We start from the raw sequence: 17,950 nt of genomic DNA, 5'->3' as shown, positions 1-17,950 counted from the left end.
TTTGCTTGATTTTGTAGTTATAGGAAATACATTTGAATAAAAATACTTCTACTTTTCTTCTGTCCCATCCGAATGGCTTTTTCAGACCGAATCAAGAGCAATCCACGTTTAAAAAAATTCTTTCACTGGCTTCTTATTCCTACAAATCAGGCTCGTCCGAGGCTTTGGGTAAGGGTGATTTTGAATCGTTTCTATCACCAAAGGGGGAAAAACGTTATCATAAGGAGCTGGGTGAGAATGGATGTGCTACCATTTAACCCCTTTTCAATCGGAGACAATTCTATGATTGAAGACTTTACTACGGTTAATAATGGTGTGGGGGAAGTTAGAATAGGCAATAATTCGTTGATTGGGCTGGGCAATGTTATCATTGGCCCGATAACGGTTGGTAATAATGTTATTCTCGCTCAAAATATCGTGGCAAGCGGACTGAACCATAACTACACCGACACCAGGCGACCGATTCACGAACAAGGTGTCAGCGTCGCACCCATTGTGATTGAAGATGATTGCTGGATTGGTGCTAACTCGGTCATCACTGCCGGCGTTACCATTGGAAAACACTGCGTAATTGCCGCAGGAGCCGTCGTCACAAAAAGTATCCCTCCCTATTCCGTCGTTGTAGGCAATCCTGCGCGGGTTATTAAACAGTACGATGGGTCTCGCAACGAATGGGTTAAGACCATTTAACATAAGCGTGTACAAGTAGTTTCGATAGTTTTCTGATAAAGGAGTGCTAAACGTTTTCTGATTGCAAGAGGGCCGGAAATGTTTTTAAAATAATCTGCATATCCATTTTGAAGGAAAATTCCTTCGCATAGGTAATGTCAAGCTGCGTCCTTTCCTCTTCCGACATATCCGCTTTCCCCTTTCCGCGCTTGGTCACCTGCCACAAGCCGGTAAGTCCGGCTGGGCCTGCAAAGCGGAGGATTTTATCGTCAGTGGTCATTTTTTCGGCTTCGTACAGCGGAAGCGGGCGGTTACCCACCAGTGACATATCGCCTTTCAGGATGTTGATCAACTGTGGCAATTCGTCCAGGCTGCTATTTCTCAGGAACTGCCCGAAACGCGTGATCCGCGGATCGTTCTGGAATTTCATAAAAGCCGCTTTCTGATCTTTCTGGAAGTGATAAAGCTTCTCGCAGATCTCTTTCCCATCATGGAACAGCAAGCTTTTGCATTGGTTCCCAGCTATACATTCGTCGCATAAACCATTGCTTTCGATCTGATTTAAGGGTTCCGTTGTTTTGTTATACATGCTCAACGCAGCCATTTTCCGAATCAGCTGATCGGCATCCGTGCGCATCGTGCGGAATTTATAAAGGTCAAAGATCTTGTAGCCGCTCCCTACCCTTTTGGATTTGTAGAAAACTGGCCCTTTCGAGTCCAGGCGGATCAAAAGTGCCACTAGCAGGAACACAGGCAGTAAAATGATTACAGCTGTGCCCGTCGTGATGACATCGATGGCCCTTTTCCAGAGAGGCGTCCGTGTGCTTTGAGCACCTATTTTTTGCGAGGCTTTGCTGGCCACATACCACTGCCGCTTTTTGAAATAACGGATGCGGGTAATCAGGTCGCCATCGTCGAAGCGCACGGAAAAAACATCGTCGGCGTGATGCTTGCGGGCCATTTCAATGGCTTCATGGCTCAGCTTATCGACCATCAGCACAAACGGAATGTTACCGAAACCAGCATTATTCCGGATCGTGTCCAGCAATTGCAGGCCATCGCTTTCTGTGTGGGCCAGGATAATGTCTGCGGGATAATTTTCTTCAAGGGCGCGGAGAACGCCTTCTTTGGAGTCAAAGTATTCAACTTGCATTGAATCGGCATACTGCTCTGAGAACCTCAGATACTGTGCCAGATTTTTGTTCAGATAAATGACCCTGAACAACGCAACGTAGGATTTTGGCTCAACAACCATTCCTGGGGACGTGCTTGTCAATTCCATATTGATTTGCTGATTAAGAGTAGCGTTTACTTCGGCGGAGGATTGCATTGATTTTGGCGTGAACTTCCATCGGATTGAACGGTTTGACCATAAAATCGTCCGCGCCCAGGTTAAGACATTGTATCCGTTCACTGCTTTCGTCAGATCCGGAAAGGATGATCACGGGAATATCAGCGTACAAATTGCTGGCCTTTGCAACCTTTAAGAACTCTTTTCCGCTCAAATTGGGCATATGCAAGTCGGCAATAATCAAGTCAGCCTGATTTCCCTCTTCGAGCCAAAGCATGCCTTCGGACCCGTCACTTTTAATTACAACATCAAAGTCCTTTTTTAGAAAATGCTCTAATATCTTGGTGATACTGGGTTCATCGTCTATTATCAAGAGATTTCTTCTACTGCTCATAGGTTGAGTAAAAAATATTCAAATTGTCTGGTGCTTGTTGATGGTACTACTTGGAGGTTCCGCCAGGTTTAAGCTGCTCACCGCCTGATTGATTCGAAATAACAACCAATTCTTACGTAGAATTAGTAATAATACTGCCGATTACAAAATCCACACGAAAATTTTATTCGAAAGACCCTTTTTCTGTCGTATTAAATCTAATAAAACATCAATAATTGGTGGTACAGTTTGATTTACAGAAATTATTATAAAGGGTATATGTATGAAGGGAGTCTTAATGTAGGTAGTAAAATTAAATACAAGTATCCAGACTGCAAAAAATTCAGATTCTATTTTGAAAAAAAATACAAATTAGTTCTACGATGTAGTTTTGTAACCGATAAAACTTTGCGCGATTATTTAAATCCCTGGATAATTATATTCCGGCGGAAACGTGTAATGCGTTCAACCACAGGGATCCCGGTAGATTGACAAGGAGAAAACAGCTACTTTTTGAAGTTATCCCGGTAGATGAGTGAGGAGAAACTACCTACTTTTTGAAATTCAATATAACCTTCACAGGTGTACGGACGGCGGAGCCATTTTGTCTGGCGGGAACCCATTGCGGGCCTTCCTTCACAATGCGGATTGCTTCTGGTTGCAACTGCCTTTCCCCTTCGGCCGTCAAGTCGGCTAACGTGCCGTCTGAATTAACATAGAAGCTGACCGTCACTTCTCCTTTTCGCCTGGCGGCGGCGGTTCGTTTTTCCAGATAAGATCTATACGCATCCCATCCCATTAAAGGGCTGGCTGTGAGCTTCATAACAGAATCTGCCGGAACAGGCAGCGCTGTAAGACTTCTGACAGAAGTCGCCTCGGGTACAACAGTTTGACTCTTTTTGTACTTAGGCTGCTCCCGTACGCGACTGGCAGGGGCAGGCACCGGACCACGCGCTGTGTTGGCAAATGCCTGCTTTTCCGCTGGCGCAGCAGCAGGCACACTTACCTGGTCATCATGATCTGCGGCGGCTAAATCGGTTTCAAACTTTCGCGGGGAAACCACAGTTGCAGGTTCTGGCTCCTGCGCACGGCTCCCTGGCGTCGTTGTTCGCGGAGCTGGTTTTTCAGTTTGGGATGCTATTGCTGGTTTTGTTTCAGGAGCAGATGGAGCGGCGGTTTCAGGCTCGGATTGGCGCGCCGTTTCAGGTTCTGGCGCAGGTATTTCGACTAGATTTTGTCCAGTTTCTTTGTTGTCACCCTTTTGTGGATTGGACACAAACACAAGCCAAAGCGTTCCCAAAGTAAGGACCAGCGAAGCAGCTGCGCCGTAGGTCCATAGCGGAATTATCCACTTTCTATGATTAGTAGTCCTGCGTTCCAGGTTTTGTTTCAGCTCTTTTTGCAAGCTGGCCAGATCGGCCGTGTTATGGTGCATGGCGAGAAATCCTTCATATGCCTCAGCAAGCATAGGATCTTCCAGCATCTGCTTTTCTAGCAAATGTTGCTCCCGGGGCGACATTTCACCATTCTGATAGCGGCGAAACTCCTCAAATCCAGCCATATCAGATCTATTCTCTACCATTTCTCTCGATGCAAATTTTCAGGTTCCGTTTTCCGTTCTGGATGTAACTTTTCACTTTATTGAGATCGAAACCGGTTTCCTCACTAATTTCTTTATAACATTTTTCCTGCATGTAAAACAGCTGGATCGTCATTCTCTGCTCCGTTTGCAATGTTCCCAGGCACATTTCCAACGCGTCAAATTGCCGATCGTAGAAAAGCGGCTCTTCGGGGCCGGTCGCGATCAGCAATGTTTCATCGTGCTCATTGTCAATATCATGGGCTGTAACAAATGTCTTTCTTGCACGAAGCTGCATCAGGCAAAAGTTCCGGCAAACGCTGTGAAGCCAGCTTTTGAAATGTTCCACTTCATGCGTCCGTAATTCAACAACAAGTTTTTCAAAAATCTGCATCACCGCGTCCTTACACGCATCTTCATCACGCAAATATTTGAAACACACCGCAAAAACCATTTCCATGTAAGGTTCATAAAGCGCCCCCAACACGCCAACATCCCCGGAGCTGCGATAGGCCCTGAGTTGCTGCGCCTCTGAAAGCGATGCCGCTGTATTTCCCCTAAATATTCTTAAAAACCTCACATGCGCCGGCTTAAAAACATGATTACTGCTGTGTGTCAAGCATTAGATGCAGCTCATTTGAAATTCCATAAAAAAAGTCAGAAAAAATTTATGGAATCTGAATGCAGCTTGCATCCTGTCAATAAACAAAAAATCTATTAACCATGAAAAGTAAAATTGCGTTGCTCCTCTTTTTCGCCCTGACTGCATTTACATTGCTGCAGAACAGGAAAATCACCGGCGTTGTGACGGACGAGTATCAAAAACCACTTGCCGGTGTAATGGTCTCGGTCCCGAATACTATGATTTCAACCACCACAGATTCGCTCGGCCGTTACACTATCCAGGTGCCGGCTTATGCGCTCAAACTGACATTCGTTCTGCCGCATTTAACGACCCAACAGATTGACATAGGCAAAAGCAACACGATTAATGTAACGCTTAAAACGGGCAGGATCAATCTAACCGAAGCACTGGCTGACCATCAGACAGTCCACCGAAAAGTTTCCGGCAGTTACGTCAAAATGGAATCGGCACCACAGACTTTTATGGCGCCTATGCAAAGGTATCAGCCTGGGGAAACCGAAAATTACAATCCTATCAATGAAAACGGTTTCCAGGTTGCGTCGCAGATGCCAGTTACAACCTTCTCGGTAGACGTGGACCGGGCAGCTTACAGCAACACGCGGCGTTTTCTGAACAATGGTCAGATGCCGCCCGTGGATGCGGTCAGGATTGAGGAAATGATCAATTACTTTGACTATGATTACGCCGGGCCTTCGGGCGAGCATCCTATCGCCGTATCAACCGAAATGACCGATTCTCCCTGGAACCCGGGACTGAAACTCCTGCACATTGGCTTGCAGGCGAAAACCGTCCCGACTAAAAATCTGCCTGCTTCCAACCTCGTTTTCCTGATCGACGTTTCCGGCTCCATGTCCGATCAAAACAAGCTTCCGCTATTGAAGCAGGCTTTCAAACTCCTGGTTGACCAGCTTAGGCCTCAGGATAAAATTTCCATTGTGGTGTACGCAGGCGCTGCGGGAGAAATCTTGAAACCTACATCAGGCAGTGAAAAGATGACCATTAAGGAAGCGCTGGATGGTTTAGAAGCGGGCGGCTCAACGGCTGGCGGCGCAGGCATTGAACTGGCTTATAAACTGGCAAAGGACAACTTCATAAAAAACGGAAACAACCGTGTGATCCTGGCCACGGACGGCGACTTCAATGTCGGTATATCCAGCGAGGGAGCGTTGCAGCGACTGATCGAAGAAAAGCGGAAAGAGGGAATTTTTCTAAGCATTATGGGATTTGGGATGGGAAATTATAAAGACAGCCACATTGAAACGCTCGCCGACAAAGGCAATGGCAACTATGCTTACATTGATAACATTCAGGAAGCAAGAAAGGAGTTTGTACAGGAATTCGGCGGAACACTTTTCACAATTGCCAAGGATGTAAAAATTCAGATCGAATTCAATCCCCGCCACGTACAAGCTTACAGATTAATAGGTTACGAAAATCGGGCGCTCAAAAATGAAGAATTTCATGACGACAAGAAAGATGCCGGCGAGATGGGCTCGGGGCATACGGTTACTGCATTGTACGAGATCGTTCCCACAGGTGCAAAAAGCCCCTATCTGTCAAAGAATGATGCATTGAAATATCAGAAAACAGATGCATCGGACATCGGCAAAACAGACGAAATGCTGACTTTGAAAATCCGCTACAAAAAACCGGACGAAGACCAAAGCGTTTTGTTTGATATGCCTGTTAAAAACATTTCCCGACCCATGGCGGCGTGCTCTGAAAACCTTCGTTTTGCCAGCGCCGTGGCGGAATTCGGGTTGTTGCTTCGGGGTTCGGAGTTTAAGGGAAAAGCGAGTTACCGCGATGTTATCGCCCGCGCAAAAACAGCTTTTGGCAAAGATGAAGAAGGTTACCGCTCAGAATTTGTCCAGCTGGTGAAGACCGCGGAAACACTGGATAACAGGAAAGAAACGGCCCAAAAAGATTAATAAACATGGCATCAACCAGCATTTAATGCCATGTTTATCAGGCGCTTTCCTTCATCGCTATAATGTAAGGAAAGCGCCATATTCCTGCCGGGATCACTCATTTTCGCCCAGGTTTTCTGCAAAATATTAATCATTTTCTCCTCACTTGTCTTGCCAATGAGGTTGTCATATTGATATTGGAGAAAAACCAGGCAAAGCGCGTTCTCCATAGTCTGTATTTCGGGATCTGCTTTGATCCCTTGCTTGCGGATAATTTGCTGTACGCGTTCGATTGTCTCCGAATCATAACCCACCGATCCCAATATCTCAGCGGCTTTTGAAGCGTGAAATTTGGACAAGTCGGTTCGCCATTTAAGATAGCCAACCCTGCCTTCCGGGTAACTGTTTCTGGCAATTTCCCAGCGCCCTATATGCTGCGCTCTTGACGCAAGTAGCAAGCCCTCGCTCGCATCCGGAGCTAGTTTGGTAACCCATTCATATAATTTAACGGCATAAAAATATTCTACGGGATAATCTGTCCCCTCGTGGATCAAATGCTCGGGCGAATTGCGATTATAGGCGTCAAAAAGCGCAAAGGCCTTTTCAAGATTCTTCATTTTCCAGTGTTTTGCGAATGTGGGCTTACTTTACAGCTTTGAATTTCAGGGATATGCTTGTCATCCGGGGATAGTCGTATGCAGTACTTTTTGTTTTCATGGTAAAAAATTTACTGCTTACATCCTTCGGATCAATGGTCCATTCGCCTCCTTTGGCGGCTGCATCGGCCGCGCCAACCGTCAGGTTTTTATCAGTTTGCTTCCATTTCAGATTGAATGGCTTGTTGTCCCCCTTAAAAACACCCGAAAAAGTGCCGTCTTTCCGAAGCTCGACCGTTTCCATATAACGCTCAAAATCAATTCCGCCAAACTGCCGGGTCATCTTCCCGTCCTTGAAAGTCACTGCATCATTGACTGCAATTTCATCGATTTTCCACTGTTTCACTTCCGTGAGCACAGCAGCCGCGTCGGCAGGACTGTCGGCTGTATGCTCACAAGCGGAAAATTGGATCAGGAAAGCGCCGACCAGGCACAATAAAGAAGCCTTCTTTACAAACATAGGACATTCGGTTGCTATATTTTCACAAATATAAACACATCGAAACATTCACAACCATATTCTTGCACTGCCTAGTCGCGGTTGTACAGGGTTGTCAGGTTCAATAAAAATTGTTGCGCTTCCTGCGTAACCTGCCCGGGTTTCAACCGCCACGACCAGTTATTCTCGTTGGAACCGGGAATATTCATGATCGTTGTCTCGTCTAATTTAAGCACATCCTGCATAGGAAGCATGGCGACTTTGGCGACGGACGAAAACGTGAGTCGCGCCATTACATCGCAAATGTTCTCCTCATTCACTTCATAACCAACATATTTCTCGATCAGCCCCTTCGTGTCATCATCTTTTGACGCTCTGAACCAGCCCAGGGTTGTGTTGTTATCATGGGTGCCTGTATAGGCATAGAAATTGGCATTGAAATTGTGCGGGATATGGTCTGATTGCGGCATATTTTCACTGAATGCAAATTGCAGCACTTTCATTCCCGGCAATGCAAATTTATCCCTTAGTTTATAAACACCGGGGCTCATTTCCCCCAAATCCTCGGCCACAAACGGAAGTCCTCCCAGTTCCGTTGCAATTTTAGTAAAAAATTCTGCGTCAGGACCTAGTTTCCATTCGCCATTTATCGCCGTTTTCTCTCCGCCCGGAACTTCCCAATAATCTGTAAATGCCCGGAAGTGGTCCAGTCTCACAATATCGAAAAGCTCAACATTCTTGGCCAATCGCTGCACCCACCATTGATAATCCTGCTTTTTGAGTGCGCCCCAATTGAAAACAGGCATACCCCAAAGCTGACCATCATCGGAAAACGCATCCGGCGGCACGCCTGCTATGCCTGTAATCTTACCTTCTTCATCCACACAGAAATACTCCGGATTAGCCCAGACGTCCGCAGAATCATAGCTCACATAAAACGGAATGTCACCCAAAAGCTTAATGTCCATATCATTGCAATATGATTTCAATGCTTTCCATTGCTTATCAAATATGTATTGCTCCCATTTGATAAATTGTAACTTTTCCGAATCAAGCGCAGCCAGAGCGCTCTCGTCCCGCTTTCTGTATTGCTCTGCCCAGGTGTACCAGGGTTTTCCCTCGTGTTGTTTTTTCAGAGCCATATATAACGCAAAGTCATCCAGCCACTCCTGATTTTTTTCACAGAATGCTTCGAAAGCATCATTGGCCTCCGCATCATTGATGGAGAGGAATTTGTCAAATGCTTCCCTTAATATTTCATCTTTCAGTTTTCCAGCTTGATCGTAGTCTGTTTTTCCCGTTTGCGGAAGCTCGTAACCGGCCAGTTTTTCTGCTTCAAGGAGTCCTTCCTGGACCAATATTTCGGGGCTGATCAGCAGCGGATTTCCTGCCCGGCTCGACAATGCACTATATGGCGAATTGGATTGGGCGGCCTCTATCGGGTTCAGGGGCAATATTTGCCACAACTTCTGACTGCTATTTGCAAGGAAATCGGCAAAAGCAAAAGCCTCCGGACCCATATCACCTATTCCAAATGGCGACGCTAAGGAAGTAATGTGCAGCAACACGCCTGCTTTGCGCTCGTTATCAGGCTTTTTCCCTTTTAAAACGGCAACAGGAAGATTTCTGAATATATCAGCAGGTGTAAGTTTACCTTCATACTCAGCTTCTTCTCCGGTAAGCGCATCAGCCCAGTTGGGCTCCATGTTGTCGGGCAGCACTATGGACGTATCTTTCCAGTCCAGATCAAAAAAGGTCGTTCCCTGTTCTTTGCAAAGCACTGCGCTATGCAATGGGACGGCCACCACCAGATAATCCTTTTTAAATTTCCGGGCAAATGCCAAAATGTGCTCTTTGTAAGCACCACGAATTTTAAGCGGTACATAATCGCCTTTCGAAACCAGCACCGGATTCGATTTCCTCAACTGATAAAGCTGATGCGTAAGCCAGAGTTTGATCTGCCCCGAATTCCTTGTCTCCCACAGCTTTTCGCCCAATCTTTCCGTGTTGTAATCTTCAAATTCGCGCAGCCACTGCTCGCGTATTTCATAGTCGAATGGTCTGCGGTTATCGGGATCAACAAGGCTAAGGTCCCAGAGTTCCGTTCCCTGGTAAACGTCGGGAATACCCGGGCATGTAAATTTCAGAAGCACCTGGGAAAGTGAGTTGACTATTCCCGCATCCGAAATGGTTTTCAAATATTCCTGAAAACTTGCAAAAAAAGGTGACTCAGTATCCAGCAGGCTCAGGGCAAACTCTTCGGTGCTTTTTTCATAAACTTCGTTCGGCTCAGCCCATGTTGTATCCGTTTTGGCTTCGCGAAGCGCTTTTTTCAAATAATCGCCCAAACGTTCGGCAAAGTCAGTTGCATCTTCACCAGGCATCGGGTAAGCTCCTGCCAATGTCTGATAGATCAGATATTCATCATTATCTGTGGGGCCATCGGGCTTTCTGATCGGCGTATTCATAGTGCGCCATTCATTTACTTTGGCAATCCAATCTTCATGCAAGTCTGTAAGCACATTCAGCCTGGCCCGCACGTCTTCGCCTCTTTTCGTATCATGCGTAGAAGTTGAGTTCAATGCAAGCGGCCAATCTTTCTGGCGTAGCCGCATCTTGTGATGGAATTCTTTAACCGGCATACCGAACCGGTCAGGAAAGTCGCCCACATCATTGTGTCCGATGAAGCGATTATACGTGTACATTAGTGTATCCTCTCCACCCTTGGCCATCAAAGGTCCGGAAAACTGCATCAGGCGCTGGTAAAATTCCAATACTTTCGTATTGTAGGCCTCATCACCTTCAACCGCCTTTTCGAGAATCGCCTCTTCCAGGATCTGAATAGCACTGTCCAGTCCGGCATGGTGCGCCTTAACATCTTCAAACACAGCTTTAACCTCCTGGTTTTCCGTTTCGGAGAGAGGCATTTGGTTACCATAATATCTGTAAACCGGGCAATGGATCAAGAATTCACCGATCGCTTTTTTCACATTGTCTCTACCGACATCTTCCAGTTTTTCCAGCGCTACAAGTTCCAAATCTGTGAACAGCTGATAAAGGTTATCCAGCTCGCCGCCCATGTGGTTATTAAGAATTCCCGACTTTTTCTCCAGTAATTGTTCACGGATCGGGTCGCCGCTGTCTGTTATATCCTGATAAAATTTCGAGAAAGCTTCCTCAGCGTCGGAATTGGTGAACACATTATTTACATCCGCCAGAAATTCATAACCCGACGTACCTTCAATAGGCCACTGCACAGGAAGCGATTCGCTTTTTTCTAAAATCTTTTCAACAATAAGATATGTTTCAGGGCCGGCCAGCTCGCGCAGCTTTTCCAGGTAGCCGGCAGGATCGTAAAGCCCGTCGATATGGTCGACTCGAAGCCCCTGAAAAATGCCTTCGTCCACAAGCTGGCTGATGAATTCATGATATTTATCAAAAACAGTATCATAATGCATGTTAAGGCATATGAGACCATTCACTGTAAAAAACCTTCTGAAATTGATCTTGGAATCTGTATCCTGCCAGAAGCAAAGGATGTATTCCTGCCCTTTAACAAGCTCGGTTATCTTTGACTTATCTGCATTGACCGCCTGTATTTCCTGATCGATCCAACTTTTGATCTTTTCATTTTTCATTAGCGACGAAAGCTGCAGCAAAAACTCGCTCCATCGCTGCGAGAAGATCTTCGGATCCTCGGCTTCGTGGATCTCATTGAGCTGTTTTACTAGCTGATGGATCGTTTCGGGCGCATTCTCCTGGTCCGTCCCGAGCATGTTCATGTACGAGCGGATGTTCAAGGGAAAAGTCGCCCCTTCATAATTAAGAACTAATCGATTGCCGGCATACTCAACTTTTACCTGCTGGTTATCAATAACCTCTTCCAGCGGTGCACCCAGGAACGGAACCATGAGTTTGCCCTGAAAAAGCTTACTGTTCCAGGCGATGTCGAAAAATGAGGCATACTCCGACTGCTGGCCCTTTTCCAGCACGTCCATTAACCATTCATTTTCGGAATGAAAGGCCATGTGGTTAGGCACAATGTCTTGTAACCAGCTTATTTCAAGTTGTTTCAACGTTTCGCTAAGCTTTCTGAGCTGCTCGACTGTTCCTATTTCCGGATTGATCACCTCCGGGCTAATGCCGTCGTAACCGTGTGTGCTGCCTTTTGAAGCAGCAAAAATCGGCGATGCATAGAGCGTGCTGACACCGAGTTTCTGTAAATATGAAACCCGTTTTTCAAGGTCAGAAAAGGAAAAATCTTTATGGAATTGTATACGATAGGTAGCTATTGGATTGTTCATAATGGCTGAATGTTATGCCTGCAAGCATACTAAATATTGTGCCACTTGAAAATTTAAGACAATCAAAGGCGGATCTACTGCCCCAGAAGCGCCCGCAAAACCGGAATCTCCAATGGCTTCGACAGCAGTTCGATCACATACGGGTTCAGGCGAACCTCTTCGATATCATCTGTGTCCACGGTGGAAGATATCATAAAAAGTTTGATCCTTTTTCTCAAAGTCTCCGGCAACGCAGCGTAGTGACCAGTGAATTCAAACCCGTTTATGCCCGGCATCTGAATGTCGAGCAGGATAACGGTTTCCGGAAACTCGTCTGATTGTGCGTGCAAGTAATCCATAGCCAGCTGGGCAGAACCGAATGTCTTGACAGATTTGGCAAGCCCGCTCCTGAGAAGCAATTTTTCTTGTGTAAACAAGTCAAAAACGCTATCGTCTATCAGAATAAACTCCATGGATCCGATTGAGAAAATGTTTGTCCAGAATAATCTCAAAACACCAACTACAATGTAAAACGCAATATCAGTTCTAGTACATAATAAGATTACAGCCCAGATTTCTCAGGACCGGATCTCATTCGCAAATGTGGTGGGTAAAGGTTTTGTGAAGTCGTTGAAATTTACGCGATTACATACTTTAAAACAAACCGTTAAATATAAATTACCAAGAATTCGGGAGCGTATTCTCCTCAATGATAAGGTCATAAACACTTTCTGCAGGCATGGTTTTGATTGCTACAGTAGCCATTCATGAATGGAAACCAAAAAATCGGATCAATGCATATTCAGGACGGCAGAAAGCGAGTCGTGATTTCCAACGTTACTCCCCATATTGAAGGCGGCAGATTTCCCGCGAGACGAGCAATCGGTGAGCAGTTAACCTTAACTGCGGACATTATCGGGGACGGCCACGACGTGGTAGCGGCAAGCGTTATCTACAAACACGAGTCAGAAATGGATTGGGAAGAGATTCCCATGCAATACATTATCAATGATCAATGGCAGGCAATCTGGAAACCTCAAAAAACGGGGTTTTACGAATATCGCTTTACAGGGTGGATTGACCATTTCACAACCTGGAAGAAGGGTTTGGTAAAAAAATTCGATGCCAATCAGGACATTTCCGTGGAAATTCTTATCGGCGCCGAGTTGCTCTCGGAAGCATCCCAACTTGCCAGCGCAAACGAAATTCCGGCATTCAAAAAGTGGATTGAAGGCTTGAAAACGGTGGGAAGTCCCGAGCAGGCGGTTAATCTGGCCATTAGTGATGAAGTGGCAAATGCCATGGCAAAAGTCCGCTACACGGATCGCATTACGGTTTATGGCCAAACCTGCAAGCTGGAAGTTGAGCGCAAAAAAGCCGGTTTTAGCAGTTGGTATGAGCTTTTTCCTAGATCTGCCTCTACCCTGCCCGGTACGCACGGAACATTCAAAGACGTAGTCAACTTGCTGCCACTTGTGTCCAAAATGGGTTTTGACACGCTTTATTTCCCGCCGGTCCATCCGATTGGCGAGATGAAAAGAAAGGGAAAAAACAACTCCCTTACGCCATCAGAAACCGATCCTGGCTCTCCCTGGGCTATCGGGAACCGGCTTGGCGGCCACAAGGCAATACACCCGGAACTTGGCACGATCGAGGATTTTGAGAATCTGGTGACCGAAGCTAAAAACCTTGATATTGAGATTGCAATGGACATTGCTTATCAGTGTGCGCCGGATCACCCCTATGTGAAAGAACATCCACAATGGTTTAAATGGAGACCGGACGGAACGGTGCAATACGCCGAAAACCCGCCCAAAAGATATGAGGACATACTTCCCTTTGATTTTGAAACACAGGATTGGCAAAATCTTTGGGAGGAGTTGAAAAGCGTTATTGATTTCTGGATAAGCAAAGGTGTCCGCGTTTTCAGGATAGACAACCCGCATACGAAAGCTTTTGCGTTCTGGGAATGGTTGATTGGAGAAGTGCGCAAGGTTAATCCTGAGGTCATATTTCTGGCGGAGGCCTTCACCCGTCCGCGCGTGATGGAACGTCTGGCCAAAATCGGCTTTAATCAGTCCTATACTTACTTCACCTGGCGTAACAGCAAATGGGAAATTGAGCAGTATATGAACGAGCTCACCAAAACCGATCAGCAGTATTATTTCCGGCCTAATTTCTGGCCGAATACACCCGATATTTTGCCGCATCATTTGGTGGAAGGAGGCGAGAATGCACACATTACGCGGTTCATCCTGGCTGCCACATTATCCTCCAATTACGGAATGTATGGTCCGGTTTACGAGTATGGGGTCAACACGCCGCATCCGGGTAAAGAGGAATATACAGATAACGAAAAATATGAAATCAAGCATTGGGACTGGAACCGTTACAGCCGCACGCGCGAGATCATTACCCGCGTGAACCGCATCCGCAAGGAAAACCCAGCCCTGCAATCTACCTGGAACATTGATTTCGCAGAAACCAATAACGACAATGTGATCTGCTATGTGAAGGAAGACGATGCTTCGGGCAATGCACTGATCATTTCCGTAAACCTGGACGTATTCAACACCCAGGGAGCTCACATTAAAGTGCCTATCCACCGTTTCGGCATCCATCCTGGCCAAACTTACCGGGTGTCTGACATGCTGAGCGGTGAACAATATTACTGGCAGGGTGAATACAACTTCATTCTGCTAAATCCTTATGAAATGCCTGCCCACATATTAAAAATAGAAAATCTGAATGGATAAGACGATGGAACATAAAAATGGAATAATACACAAAGATCTGCTCTGGTATAAGGATGCGATCATATATGAGCTGCACATTAAGGCATTTAAAGATGGTAATTGTGATGGGATCGGTGATTTCAAGGGGCTTATGGAGCAGCTTGATTATTTGCAGGATCTGGGCGTAACCGCCATCTGGCTACTGCCATTTTATCCGTCTCCGCTGCGTGATGACGGCTATGATATCTCAGACTATTACACCATCAACCCTTCTTATGGAGATCTGGATGAGTTCAAAGCATTTCTGGAAGAAGCGCACAAACGCGGTTTGAAAGTAATTACCGAGCTTGTCATTAACCATACATCTGACCAACACCCGTGGTTCCAAAGAGCGAGAAAAGCGCCAAAGGGCTCAGACGAGCGAAACTTTTACGTCTGGACAGATGATCCGAAACAGTTCAAAGATGCGCGCATTATTTTTCAGGATTATGAAAAATCAAACTGGACTTGGGACAGTGAAGCCGATCAATATTACTGGCACCGCTTCTTCCACCACCAGCCCGACTTGAACTACGACAGTCCGCTCGTGCAGGAAGAGATCATTAAAATTCTCGATTTCTGGTGTAAGCTGGGCGTCGACGGGTTCCGCCTGGACGCTGTACCTTACTTGTTTGAACGTGATGGGACGAACTGCGAAAACTTGCCCGAAACACATGAATATCTAAAAAAACTAAGAGCATTCATTGATGATCGTTATCCGGGAACACTGCTGCTGGCAGAAGCCAACATGTGGCCGGAAGATTCGGCTGCCTATTTTGGCGACGGGGATGAATGTCAGATGAATTATCACTTTCCTATCATGCCGCGAATGTTTATGTCGCTGCAGATGGAGGACAGATATCCGATCACCGATATTTTTGACCAAACCCCTGAGATTCCCGAAAACTGCCAATGGGGTATTTTCCTGCGTAACCACGACGAGCTGACCTTGGAAATGGTGACGGACGAAGAGCGCGATTATATGTACAAAGTGTATGTAAAAGATCCCAAAGCGAGAATTAATCTCGGGATCCGGCACAGGCTTGCGCCTCTGATGGAAAATAACCGTAAGAAAATCGAGCTCTTGAATTCATTGCTTTTCACATTCCCTGGCACACCCATTATTTACTATGGCGACGAGATCGGCATGGGTGATAACTTCTATCTGGGTGACCGGGACGGCGTAAGAACGCCTATGCAATGGAACCCTGACCGGAATGCAGGATTTTCACAAGCCAATCCACAGCGCCTGTATCTGCCATTAATTTTGGATCCGCAGTATCACTATGAATCTGTGAATGTGGAGTTGCAGGAGCGCAATTCGTCATCACTGCTTTGGTGGATGAAAAGGGCCATTGCTGCCCGTAAAAAGTACCCGGCATTCAGTCGTGGTGATATCAAGTTTCTGAATTCCGAAAACTCGAAAGTGCTGGCATTTACGAGGACTTTCAAGGAAGAAACTATGCTGGTTATTGCCAACCTTTCGCGTTTTCCGCAGCCGGTTGAGTTGGATTTGGATCAATACAAAGGCTACCAGCCTGTTGAAATTTATAGCAAGAACAAGTTTCCTGGTGTTAAAGATAACACGCCTTATTTCTTTACACTGGAAGCTTACGCGTGCCAATGTTTTATTTTGCAAAAAACACATCCGGAGATAGATCAGAACGCGGAGCTACCGCTTTTGGAGCTCACAGACTGGAAAGATCTATTAACCCCTGCGGTTCTGGAGCGTTTGGAAAATAATTTCCTGCCCGCTTACATGATGAAAATGCGGTGGTTTGGTGGAAAAGGAAAAGGTCTGGACAGCGTGAAAATCGTGTCGCATGCGACCATTCCGCTGGGCAGCAATCCGCCTGCTTACCTGCTGCTTCTGGAAGCTTCCTATCAAAATGATCTTCCTGAAATGTATCAGTTACCGGTGGCTTTCGGAAAAGAACCTTTTTCTTATCAGGTGAGAGAGAACTGTCCGCAGGCTGTTATTGCAAAAATCAAAATTGAAGGCGAAGAGGAAGGTGTGCTCTTTGATGCCATTTATGGGCTTGAACTGCAGCAAGCGCTGATTGTCAATATGGGAGCCAACGAGAACCTGCCTGCTAAAAACAGTCAAATTCAATTCTCTGGAAATGAGGAACTGGTTCAGCATCTGAAAGACACCGAAAAGATCAAGCCACGTGTGCTTTCCGGCGAACAGAGTAATACGTCCGTTACTTATGACGGTAAATACTTCTTTAAACTTTACCGAAAAGTAGACCGGGCAATTAACCCCGATATGGAAATCACGCATTTCCTGACACACGAGGCCCAGTTTAAAAACATCCCGGCATTCGTTGGTGCAGTGGAATGGAAGCACAAGAATGATAGCATGGTGCTGGGTATGATGCAGGAAATGGTCGTTAACAGCACAGATGCATGGGCCAATATGCTGGACAGACTCGACAGCTTTAATGAGAAGATCCTTTCGACAAGCGAGATCCAGCTACCAGCAGAGCTTAGAGGAACAATAGTGGATCCGGTCGGCTATGAAGACATTCCTGACGTGTTAAAGGATCTGTTGGATGTTCCTGTTGCTGAACAGGTGGCGTTACTGGGTACACGGACAGGAGAGATGCATTTGGCGCTGGCTTCGGGCATTAAAAATCCCGACTTTAAACCTGAGGATTTTTCCCTGCATTACCAGCGCTCAGTGTATTCTTCACTTCAATCGCTTGTACGCGTCGCATTCCAAAGCCTGAACCGCAATATGAAAAAGATTGCTCCGGAGGTGCGCCAGGAGGCGGAAGATGTGCTGCAAATGAAGGAAGAGATTTTAACCGAGCTGAAAAAAGTTTACGGCCGGAAGATCGATACAGCCAAAATACGGATCCATGGGGATTATCATTTAGGACAGGTTCTGTTCACAGGCAAGGACTTTATTATCCTTGATTTTGAGGGGGAACCCGCGCGCAGTTACAGTGAAAGACGGCTGAAACGCTCGGCATTAAGAGATGTGGCCGGCATGCTGCGGTCCTTCCATTACGCAACTTATGGAAGCTTGTATCTGGATAATCAGGTGCGGCCGGAAGATATTACCAAATTGCTGCCGTACGCCGAGCAATGGTATCACTACATGAGCGGGTTTTTCATGAAAGCATATCTGGAAGCGGTAAAGGATAGCCCTATCATTCCGCAGAAGAAAGAGGATCTGGAAGTGCTTATGCAAACGTTTTTGTTGCAAAAAGCCATATACGAATTGAATTACGAGGTAAATAACCGGCCTTCGTGGGTGATGGTGCCATTGCGTGGTATAAAATCGATCATGAACAAAACCGAACCCCTAGTAACAGCTTAAAA

Annotated in this window: 12 protein-coding genes; 4 read left to right on the top strand and 8 right to left on the bottom strand. The window is 46.1% G+C overall.

What is annotated here, in order from left to right; genetic code table 11:
* Nucleotides 1-282: 282 nt before the first annotated feature.
* The gene (locus MUK70_RS02040; RefSeq protein WP_234602063.1) at nt 283-690 is read left to right on the top strand and encodes an acyltransferase; all 408 of its coding nucleotides are present in this window, start codon (nt 283-285) and stop codon (nt 688-690) included.
* A gap of 46 nt (nt 691-736) precedes the next feature.
* Here MUK70_RS02040 and MUK70_RS02035 read toward each other — a convergent pair whose 3' ends face one another.
* The 4 genes from MUK70_RS02035 to MUK70_RS02020 form a co-directional block, all read right to left on the bottom strand.
* Nucleotides 737-1,951: a sugar transferase gene (locus tag MUK70_RS02035; RefSeq protein WP_234602062.1), complete on the bottom strand. Its 1,215-nt coding sequence runs from the start codon at nt 1,949-1,951 to the stop codon at nt 737-739.
* A 13-nt stretch (nt 1,952-1,964) separates the two neighbouring features.
* Nucleotides 1,965-2,354: a response regulator transcription factor gene (locus tag MUK70_RS02030; protein ID WP_234602061.1), complete on the bottom strand. Its 390-nt coding sequence runs from the start codon at nt 2,352-2,354 to the stop codon at nt 1,965-1,967.
* A 529-nt stretch (nt 2,355-2,883) separates the two neighbouring features.
* Nucleotides 2,884-3,915, bottom strand: coding sequence for an energy transducer TonB (locus MUK70_RS02025; RefSeq protein ID WP_234655591.1), 1,032 nt, complete (start codon nt 3,913-3,915; stop codon nt 2,884-2,886).
* Entirely contained in the window at nt 3,902-4,492 is a 591-nt protein-coding gene (locus tag MUK70_RS02020) for an RNA polymerase sigma factor (protein WP_234602059.1), read from the bottom strand. Before MUK70_RS02020 ends, MUK70_RS02025 begins: the two co-directional genes overlap by 14 nt.
* Nucleotides 4,493-4,635: 143 nt before the next feature.
* Here MUK70_RS02020 and MUK70_RS02015 point away from each other — a divergent pair, with 143 nt between their 5' ends.
* A complete protein-coding gene (locus MUK70_RS02015) occupies nt 4,636-6,489 on the top strand; it encodes a YfbK domain-containing protein (RefSeq protein WP_234655592.1) in 1,854 nt (617 codons plus the stop codon).
* A gap of 11 nt (nt 6,490-6,500) precedes the next feature.
* On the opposite strand, the gene MUK70_RS02010 is transcribed toward MUK70_RS02015, so the two are convergent.
* The 4 genes from MUK70_RS02010 to MUK70_RS01995 form a co-directional block, all read right to left on the bottom strand.
* Nucleotides 6,501-7,085: a DUF4202 domain-containing protein gene (locus MUK70_RS02010; protein WP_234655593.1), complete on the bottom strand. Its 585-nt coding sequence runs from the start codon at nt 7,083-7,085 to the stop codon at nt 6,501-6,503.
* 25 nt (nt 7,086-7,110) lie between these two features.
* The gene (locus MUK70_RS02005) at nt 7,111-7,584 is read right to left on the bottom strand and encodes a hypothetical protein (RefSeq protein WP_234655594.1); all 474 of its coding nucleotides are present in this window, start codon (nt 7,582-7,584) and stop codon (nt 7,111-7,113) included.
* Nucleotides 7,585-7,655: 71 nt separating this feature from the next.
* Nucleotides 7,656-11,867 carry a malto-oligosyltrehalose synthase gene (gene treY / locus MUK70_RS02000; RefSeq protein WP_234655595.1) on the bottom strand — a complete coding sequence of 1,404 codons (4,212 nt, stop codon included), beginning with the start codon at nt 11,865-11,867 and terminating at the stop codon, nt 7,656-7,658.
* Between the two features lie 74 nt (nt 11,868-11,941).
* Nucleotides 11,942-12,319 carry a response regulator gene (locus MUK70_RS01995; protein ID WP_234655596.1) on the bottom strand — a complete coding sequence of 126 codons (378 nt, stop codon included), beginning with the start codon at nt 12,317-12,319 and terminating at the stop codon, nt 11,942-11,944.
* A 321-nt stretch (nt 12,320-12,640) separates the two neighbouring features.
* On the opposite strand from MUK70_RS01995, the gene MUK70_RS01990 reads away from it, so the two are divergent.
* Nucleotides 12,641-14,602, top strand: a complete 1,962-nt coding sequence (locus MUK70_RS01990; protein WP_234655597.1) for an alpha-1,4-glucan--maltose-1-phosphate maltosyltransferase — start codon at nt 12,641-12,643, stop codon at nt 14,600-14,602.
* A gap of 4 nt (nt 14,603-14,606) precedes the next feature.
* Nucleotides 14,607-17,948, top strand: coding sequence for a maltose alpha-D-glucosyltransferase (gene treS, locus MUK70_RS01985; protein WP_234655820.1), 3,342 nt, complete (start codon nt 14,607-14,609; stop codon nt 17,946-17,948).
* Nucleotides 17,949-17,950 lie beyond the last annotated feature (2 nt).

Source organism: Dyadobacter chenwenxiniae, assembly GCF_022869785.1.
GTDB lineage: Bacteria > Bacteroidota > Bacteroidia > Cytophagales > Spirosomataceae > Dyadobacter > Dyadobacter chenwenxiniae.
Note: the sequence above shows the minus strand (reverse complement) of the source record. Positions and strands in the feature narration are given on the sequence as shown.